The organism is Escherichia sp. MOD1-EC7003, from assembly GCF_002965065.1.
GTDB lineage: Bacteria > Pseudomonadota > Gammaproteobacteria > Enterobacterales > Enterobacteriaceae > Escherichia.
The window spans coordinates 1-7390 of the sequence record NZ_PTRE01000250.1; the positions used below are offsets into that span (position 1 = coordinate 1).

Sequence of the window (7390 nt, forward strand, 5' to 3'; positions counted from 1 at the left end):
CCTGGAAAGTTGATCTGAGCTCTCAGTAAATATCAATACGGTTCTGACGAGCCGCTTACCATCAGACATAATGAATGTTTCTCTCAAATAGAGGGCAAAAAATAGCCATAAAAAAGTAAAAATGCGTGGCAACGCGCAGGACAGCTCTCGACGTCGTCCTCTGTGCTGCCTATTATTTATGGCGGTGCCGTTTGGCTTGAAGATCAGAGGAAGAAAAGATGCGAGCAGCGTTTTGGGTAGGGGGGGCCGTTTTATTATTGTCGGCGTGTAGTAGTGAGCCTGTTCAGCAGGCGACTGCGGCGCACGTAGCGCCAGGTTTAAAAGCGTCGATGTCCAGTAGTGGCGAAGCAAATTGTGCAATGATTGGCGGTTCGCTTTCTGTTGCCCGTCAACTGGATGGTACGGCGATTGGCATGTGTGCATTACCCAACGGCAAACGCTGTAGCGAACAGTCACTTGCCGCCGGGAGCTGTGGTAGCTATTAATTCATTAAATCTGCCAGCTTATAGGTTAATGTCTGTTTCGCGGTTGCCAGCGTTAACTGGTTCGCGGTTAGATCCACTTGCGCACCTTCTTTCAGCATTTCGCTAATGGTGTTATCGAGTTCATTAAGCTGCGGGTTAGCGCACATCATACGGGTCATTGCCAGTTCTTTGGCGGTCAGTTCACCATTGGACAGTTTGCCTTCACCGCTAAAGCGGTTACACATACTGCCGGAAATCATCATTTTTTCACCAAAGCTGATTTCTGGCGGGTTTTTATCGCTGGTTACTGGCTTACCGTTTACGCTTTCCAGCACAAAGCGATGATGCTGTAGCTGTTCTGGTGTTACAGCAATTTTGTTATTACTAACACATCCCGCCATCAGCAGGCTTAGTGCAACGAGCGCGGCTACTTTCTTCATTGTGGTTCTCAATTACAGTTTCAGACACAGGACTATTTTAAGAATAGAGGATGAAAGGTCTTTGGGGATTATCTGAATAAGCTCCCCTGGCGTACAGGGGAGCGGCAGGATTAAACCAGTTCGTTCGGGCAGGATTCGCCTTTTTCCAGATAGCTTAAGTTTTGCAGCGTAGTCTGGGAAATACTCGTCAGAGCTTCTGCTGTCAGGAATGCCTGGTGCCCCGTAAACAGTACGTTATGGCAGGCAGACAGGCGACGGAATACGTCATCCTGGATCACGTCGTTGGATTTATCTTCAAAGAACAGATCGCGTTCGTTCTCATACACGTCCATACCCAACGAGCCAATTTTCTGGTTTTTCAGCGCTTCAATTGCCGCCTGAGAATCAATCAATGCACCGCGACTGGTATTGACGATCATCACGCCATTTTTCATCTGCTCGAAGGCGGCTTCGTTCAACAGATGGTAGTTTTCCGGTGTCAGCGGGCAGTGCAGAGAGATAACGTCGGATTCAGAGAACAGGGTTGGCAGATCGACATACTCCACACCGAGTTCCAGAGCCGCCGCACTTGGATACGGGTCGAATGCCAGCAGACGCATACCAAAACCTTTCAGAATACGCAGCATCGCCACACCGATTTTACCAGTACCGATAACGCCTGCCGTTTTGCCATACATGGTAAAGCCGGTCAGACCTTCCAGAGAGAAGTTGGCGTCACGGGTACGCTGATACGCGCGGTGAATACGGCGGTTCAGCGTCATCATCATACCGATGGCGTGTTCAGCAACGGCTTCTGGATCATAGGCTGGAACACGGACGACTTTCAGCCCCAGTTCTTTTGCCGCGTCAAGGTCGACGTTATTGAAACCCGCACAGCGCAGGGCGATATATTTAACGCCGTGCTTTTTCAGTTCTTCCAGCACCGGACGGCTGCCATCATCGTTTACGAAAATACAGACCGCTTCGCAGCCATTGGCGGTTTTGGCGGTTTTTTCCGTCAGCAGAAAGTCAAAAAATTCCAGCTCAAAGCCGAAGGACTCGTTCACCTGTTGCAGGTACTTCTTGTCGTACTGTTTTGTGCTATATACGGCGAGTTTCATAAGACTTTCTCCAGTGATGTTGAATCACATTTAATCCACTAAAAATATTTTACAAAAATCAAAATATAATTGAAAGCTATGGCTAGATTGAAAAATTCATCAACAACTATGCTTAGTGTAGGCGTAACCTTCAACTGAACGGTTAAACATGCCACAATACCTGTATTGAATGCTTAATTTTTCGCTAAATCAGGATATTAACTACCCATGTTGGGTAAATATAAAGCCGTTCTCGCGCTGCTATTACTGATTATTCTTGTGCCGTTGACGCTGCTAATGACGCTCGGGTTGTGGGTTCCTACGCTTGCGGGCATCTGGCTACCGTCCGGGACACGTATTGCATTAGATGAAAGCCCACGCATTACGCGTAAAGGTTTAATCATTCCCGATCTCCGTTATCTGGTGGGAGATTGTCCGCTTGCGCATATCACCAACGCCAGCCTTTCACATCCCAGCCGCTGGTTATTGAACGTTGGCACGGTAGAACTTGATTCAGCTTGTCTGGCGAAATTGCCGCAGACAGAGCAATCGCCAGCCGTCCCGAAAACCCTCATGCAGTGGCAGGCCATGTTGCCTAACACCTGGATCAATATCGATAAACTTATTTTATCTCCCTGGCAGGAATGGCAGGGAAAACTCTCTCTCGCGTTAACCCCTGATATCCAGCAACTGCGTTATCAGGGCGAAAAAGTTAAATTTCAAGGCCAGCTTAAAGGGCAACAACTTACAGTCAGCGAACTGGATGTCGCCGCGTTTGAACATCAGCCACCGGTAAAACTGGTGGGGGAATTTACTATGCCGCTAGTGCCTGATGGACTTCCTGTAAGTGGTCATGCTCGCGCGACGTTGAACTTACCGCAGGAACCGTCACTGGTGGATGCCGAGCTGGAGTGGCAGGAAAATAACGGGCAACTGATTGTTCTGGCAAGAGATAACGGCGATCCGTTGCTTGATTTGCCGTGGCAAATTACGCGTCAACAATTGACCATAAGCGATGGACGCTGGAGCTGGCCGTATGCAGGTTTTCCTTTGAGTGGACGACTGGGTGTCAAAGTCGACAACTGGCAGGCAGGGCTTGAGAACGCCCTGGTCAGTGGACGACTGAGTGTGCTGACTCAGGGGCAAGCGGGTAAGGGCAATGCGGTACTGAATTTTGGCCCAGGAAAATTAAGCATGGATAACAGTCAGATGCCGCTGCAACTGACCGGTGAAGCGAAACAGGCAGATCTCATTTTATATGCCCGCTTACCTGCACAACTCAATGGAAGTCTGACTGACCCAACGCTGGTCTTTGAGCCAGGCGCGTTATTACGTTCAAAGGGGAGAGTCATCGATTCGCTGGACATCGATGAAATCCGCTGGCCTTTAGCGGGTGTTAAAGTCAGCCAGCGTGGCGTTGACGGGCGTTTGCAGGCCATTTTGCAGGCACATGAAAATGAACTGGGCGATTTCGTGATACATATGGATGGTCTGGCAAATGATTTTCTGCCCGACGCTGGCCGCTGGCAGTGGCGCTACTGGGGCAAGGGCAGTTTCACCCCAATGCACGCCAGCTGGGATGTCGCAGGAAAAGGTGAGTGGCATGACAGCACGATTACGCTGACCGATCTCTCAACCGGTTTCGACCAGTTACAATACGGTACGATGACGGTAGAAAAGCCGCGATTGATTCTCGACAAGCCCGTCGTCTGGGTACGTGATGTGCAGAATCCTTCGTTTAGCGGCGCGCTATCACTGGACGCCGGGCAAACGCTGTTCACTGGCGGCAGTGTGTTACCGCCATCAACCTTAAAATTTAGTGTCGATGGGCGCGATCCGACTTATTTCCTCTTTAAAGGCGATTTACATGCTGGCGAGATTGGGCCGGTGCGGGTAAATGGTCGCTGGGATGGTATTCGTTTGCGCGGTAACGCCTGGTGGCCTGAACAATCGTTGACTGTGTTTCAACCGTTGGTGCCACCAGACTGGAAGATGAACTTACGCGATGGCGAGCTGCATGCTCAGGTTGCATTTTCTGCTGCGCCTGAACAAGGATTCCGCGCGGGGGGACACGGCGTGTTGGAAGGCGGTAGTGCATGGATGCCTGATAATCAAGTTAACGGTGTCGATTTTGTCCTGCCTTTCCGTTTTGCCGACGGAGCCTGGCATCTGGGGACTCGCGGCCCCGTTACGTTGCGAATTGCCGAAGTGAGCAATCTGGTAACAGCGAAAAATATTACAGCGGATTTGCAAGGGCGTTATCCGTGGACAGAAGAAGAACCATTGCTGCTGACCGATGTAAGCGTTGATGTGTTAGGTGGTAACGTGCGGATGAAACAATTACGCATGCCGCAACATGACCCGGCGCTGTTGCGGCTGAATAATCTCTCATCCAGCGAACTGGTTAGCGCCGTCAATCCGAAACAATTTGCTATGTCCGGGGCATTCAGTGGAGCATTGCCGTTATGGCTAAACAACGAAAAATGGATAGTGAAAGACGGTTGGCTGGCAAATAACGGGCCGATGACCTTGCGGCTGGATAAAGATACCGCCGATGCGGTTGTGAAAGACAATGTGACTGCGGGGTCAGCGATTAACTGGTTGCGCTATATGGAAATAAGCCGTTCATCGACAAAAATTAATTTAAATAATCTCGGTTTATTAACCATGCAGGCCAATATTACAGGTACCAGTCGCGTTGATGGTAAAAGCGGTACGGTAAACCTTAATTACCATCATGAAGAGAATATTTTTACGCTGTGGCGCAGTTTACGCTTTGGCGATAATCTCCAGGCATGGTTGGAGCAGAACGCGCATCTGCCGGAAAATGACAGTCCGCAAGGAAAAGAGTGTGAGGAAAAACAATGAAAATTTTACTGGCTGCGTTGACGTCATCTTTTATGCTGGTTGGCTGTACGCCTCGCATTGAAGTCGCTGCACCTGAGGAGCCGATCACTATCAATATGAACGTTAAAATTGAGCATGAGATCATCATCAAGGCAGACAAAGATGTCGAAGATTTGCTCAAAAACCGTAGCGATCTTTTCTGAGGCGATGATGAAGAAAACATTATTCCTTTGTGCGTTTCTTGTTGGACTGGTAAGCAGCAATGTAATGGCATTGACTCTGGATGAAGCCAGAACCCAGGGGCGGGTAGGTGAAACATTCTACGGTTATCTGGTTGCGCTGAAAACGGATGCTGAAACAGAGAAATTAGTAACCGACATTAATGCCGAACGTAAAGCGAGCTACCAACAACTGGCAAGGCAAAATAATGTGTCGGTAGATGATATCGCGAAACTTGCCGGGCAAAAGCTCGTAGCTCGGGCTAAACCGGGGGAATATGTACAAGGAATAAACGGTAAATGGGTGCGAAAATTTTAATAGCAAAACCGCAATATCGAGATAACGCTACAGGAGAAGACGGGCTTTGTTGAATAATTCGAACTATTACTGAGTTGAAGGATCAGAGCACATTCCGAGACTGTAATTTAAATTGTGTGTCTGCCTGTTTTTGTATGTTCATTTCAACAACGGAGACAGGCAAATTATGGACGAAAAGAGACTCAAAGCGCTGGTGGCTGAACGGGCTAAGGGCCTTAAAACCGAAGCTGCTCTTAACCCGTTTTCCCGTATGCTGACTAAGCTGACAAGTTACCAGGAGGAAGGGAATCCCCGATGGGAATATATACACGGAAGCAGGGCCAATGGTACAGCTGTAGCAGGAGAATCTGATATATACCCGTAATCATTGAAAGTGCTTGATTTTTCAGCAACAGGAGCTCATGCTGTCCAACATGAAAATATTCATTACTGACCAACAAAAAGCGGAACTTGAACGCTTTCATGATTCCAGCCGTGACGGGCGAGTCAGAGATCGTATAAAAGCTATTCTTCTGGCCTCCGAAGGCTGGAGTTCGGCTATGGTTGCTCAGGCTTTTCGCCTGCATCAGACGACTGTTGATCACCATACCCGCGATGTTATTGCGTTTGTCACCCGGACATGGAACATCATTTTCAGCGTGCCGGGAATAATCGCTACTTCAGCAGTACGCGAGAGTTCAGGGACGCAATATTTGAATTTTTCAGTCATACGCTGCCGGGTATAGCGGATTCTCTGGCATCTCGAATAAACGATCACTTTCAGGTACTCAAACCTGCGTCTTGAGGTTTTTATGAAAAAATTATTAGTAGCTAGTGTTTTATTTATTTCACTAAACTCTTTTGGTGGGGATACTATGAATAGTGTAAGGTATTCCGCTTATTTTAAGACATTAAGCAGTAGCTGTATTTTATCAATCAATGGATTGGATTACCTTAGCACTTTACGTGGCTCAAGGACTATTAGTACAGGGATGGATATAACAAAATCCTTGGAGAATGGCGTTAATAACACTGTAGGTTTGATTTTTTTCCCCTCGGAGTCAAAAATAAAAACTGATATCTACACATGTGAAGTCAAGATCGTAAGATCGGAGCCAAAAGAGCCTGATGTGGTGGTAACAAATTTTAAAGTTATTTTTAATGGTGAAAACGGTCGGCCATTCAATGATCCACAAGGCTACGAAATTAATGATCTCAGCGATACTACACATAACCCCATCATCAAAGGAATATCTAATAAGATAATATTTTCTGGTGACACTAAACCAGAAGACTGGTTAACTGCCACAAGAAACATAACCGCTTCAGGTATTCCCATTTGGCAATGGACTAAAGCATCACCTCAGATTAATGATTTAACGTTAAGGAATAGATTAATTGATGCTTATAAAGACTTAATAAATGATCTTAAAGTTGGTGATCTTACTACAATAAAGAAAAAGTATGCAATAGCTCTGAATGAATATGCTCTAGCAAATCTAACGGATGATACTGATCTTTTTTTTGATTCTATAGGCATAGTTAATGCTGTTGAGAAGGGGAAGATAAATCCAAATCCAAACTGGGACAAATATACGTTATTGACATATCAAAATAACAGGATTTTTTGTCTGGGTATTAATAGTATTAACAGGAATTCCCCACTCGAATTCTTCAATGCTGATGGAAAGCGTATGTTTTCGTGGAATCCATTTTTTGCTGTTATTGATAATAAGGTGGTTCTGGTTCGTTGAGTTTTAAACAGGTGATAGCCTTTTGGTTCCTTATTCAGAAACTCGCTGATATGGTGATCAACGGTCGTCTGATGCAGGTGTAAAGCCTGAGCAACCATAACCGAACTCCAGCCTTCGGAGGCCAGAAGAATAGCTTTTGACTCGCCCGTCACGACTGGAATCATGAAAGCGTTCAAGTTCAGCTTTTTGTTGGTCAGTAATGAATATTTTCATGGTGAGCAGCATGATCGTAAGCGTGCAGCAAGAACCGTATTGACGGGGATGTGTTATTCAGTCGGCAGTGCTACGCG

Annotated in this window: 7 protein-coding genes and 2 pseudogenes; 6 read left to right on the forward strand and 3 right to left on the reverse strand. The window is 46.9% G+C overall.

Going from position 1 to position 7390, the window contains the following annotated elements; all coding sequences use genetic code 11:
• The first annotated feature begins 218 nt into the window (after positions 1-218).
• Complete coding sequence (locus A7090_RS24765; protein ID WP_105275844.1) at positions 219-485, forward strand: putative hemolysin; 267 nt, start codon at positions 219-221, stop codon at positions 483-485.
• On the opposite strand, the gene hslJ is transcribed toward A7090_RS24765, so the two are convergent.
• Both hslJ and ldhA read right to left on the reverse strand, forming a co-directional pair.
• A complete protein-coding gene (gene hslJ, locus A7090_RS24770) occupies positions 482-904 on the reverse strand; it encodes a heat shock protein HslJ (protein WP_105275845.1) in 423 nt (140 codons plus the stop codon). The genes A7090_RS24765 and hslJ overlap by 4 nt on opposite strands.
• Before the next feature lie 110 nt (positions 905-1014).
• Positions 1015-2004 (reverse strand): D-lactate dehydrogenase, encoded by a 990-nt coding sequence (gene ldhA, locus A7090_RS24775; RefSeq protein ID WP_105275846.1) that lies wholly within the window; start codon positions 2002-2004, stop codon positions 1015-1017.
• 207 nt (positions 2005-2211) lie between these two features.
• On the opposite strand from ldhA, the gene A7090_RS24780 reads away from it, so the two are divergent.
• From A7090_RS24780 to A7090_RS26270, 5 genes and pseudogenes are all read left to right on the forward strand, one after another.
• Entirely contained in the window at positions 2212-4851 is a 2640-nt protein-coding gene (locus tag A7090_RS24780; RefSeq protein WP_105275847.1) for a YdbH family protein, read from the forward strand.
• Positions 4848-5033: a YnbE family lipoprotein gene (locus A7090_RS24785; RefSeq protein WP_105275848.1), complete on the forward strand. Its 186-nt coding sequence runs from the start codon at positions 4848-4850 to the stop codon at positions 5031-5033. The genes A7090_RS24780 and A7090_RS24785 overlap by 4 nt, the downstream gene beginning before the upstream one ends.
• A gap of 4 nt (positions 5034-5037) precedes the next feature.
• A complete protein-coding gene (locus A7090_RS24790) occupies positions 5038-5367 on the forward strand; it encodes a YdbL family protein (protein WP_198599618.1) in 330 nt (109 codons plus the stop codon).
• Positions 5368-5780: 413 nt separating this feature from the next.
• A pseudogene (locus A7090_RS26905) lies at positions 5781-6017 on the forward strand (IS630 family transposase); the annotation flags it as partial.
• 141 nt (positions 6018-6158) lie between these two features.
• Entirely contained in the window at positions 6159-7100 is a 942-nt protein-coding gene (locus A7090_RS26270) for a hypothetical protein (protein ID WP_198599619.1), read from the forward strand.
• Between the two features lie 29 nt (positions 7101-7129).
• Here A7090_RS26270 and A7090_RS24805 read toward each other — a convergent pair.
• Positions 7130-7313: pseudogene (locus tag A7090_RS24805) on the reverse strand (IS630 family transposase); the annotation flags it as partial.
• Positions 7314-7390: the final 77 nt, after the last annotated feature.

Bases quoted from the DNA above. Each gene is read 5' to 3' on its own strand.
- A7090_RS24765 (WP_105275844.1), top strand. From the start codon at position 219: ATGCGAGCAGCGTTTTGGGTAGGGGGGGCCGTTTTATTATTGTCGGCG.
- A7090_RS24780 (WP_105275847.1), top strand. From the start codon at position 2,212: ATGTTGGGTAAATATAAAGCCGTTCTCGCGCTGCTATTACTGATTATT.
- ldhA (WP_105275846.1), bottom strand. From the start codon at position 2,004: ATGAAACTCGCCGTATATAGCACAAAACAGTACGACAAGAAGTACCTG.
- A7090_RS24785 (WP_105275848.1), top strand. From the start codon at position 4,848: ATGAAAATTTTACTGGCTGCGTTGACGTCATCTTTTATGCTGGTTGGC.
- A7090_RS26270 (WP_198599619.1), top strand. From the start codon at position 6,159: ATGAAAAAATTATTAGTAGCTAGTGTTTTATTTATTTCACTAAACTCT.
- hslJ (WP_105275845.1), bottom strand. From the start codon at position 904: ATGAAGAAAGTAGCCGCGCTCGTTGCACTAAGCCTGCTGATGGCGGGA.
- A7090_RS24790 (WP_198599618.1), top strand. From the start codon at position 5,038: ATGATGAAGAAAACATTATTCCTTTGTGCGTTTCTTGTTGGACTGGTA.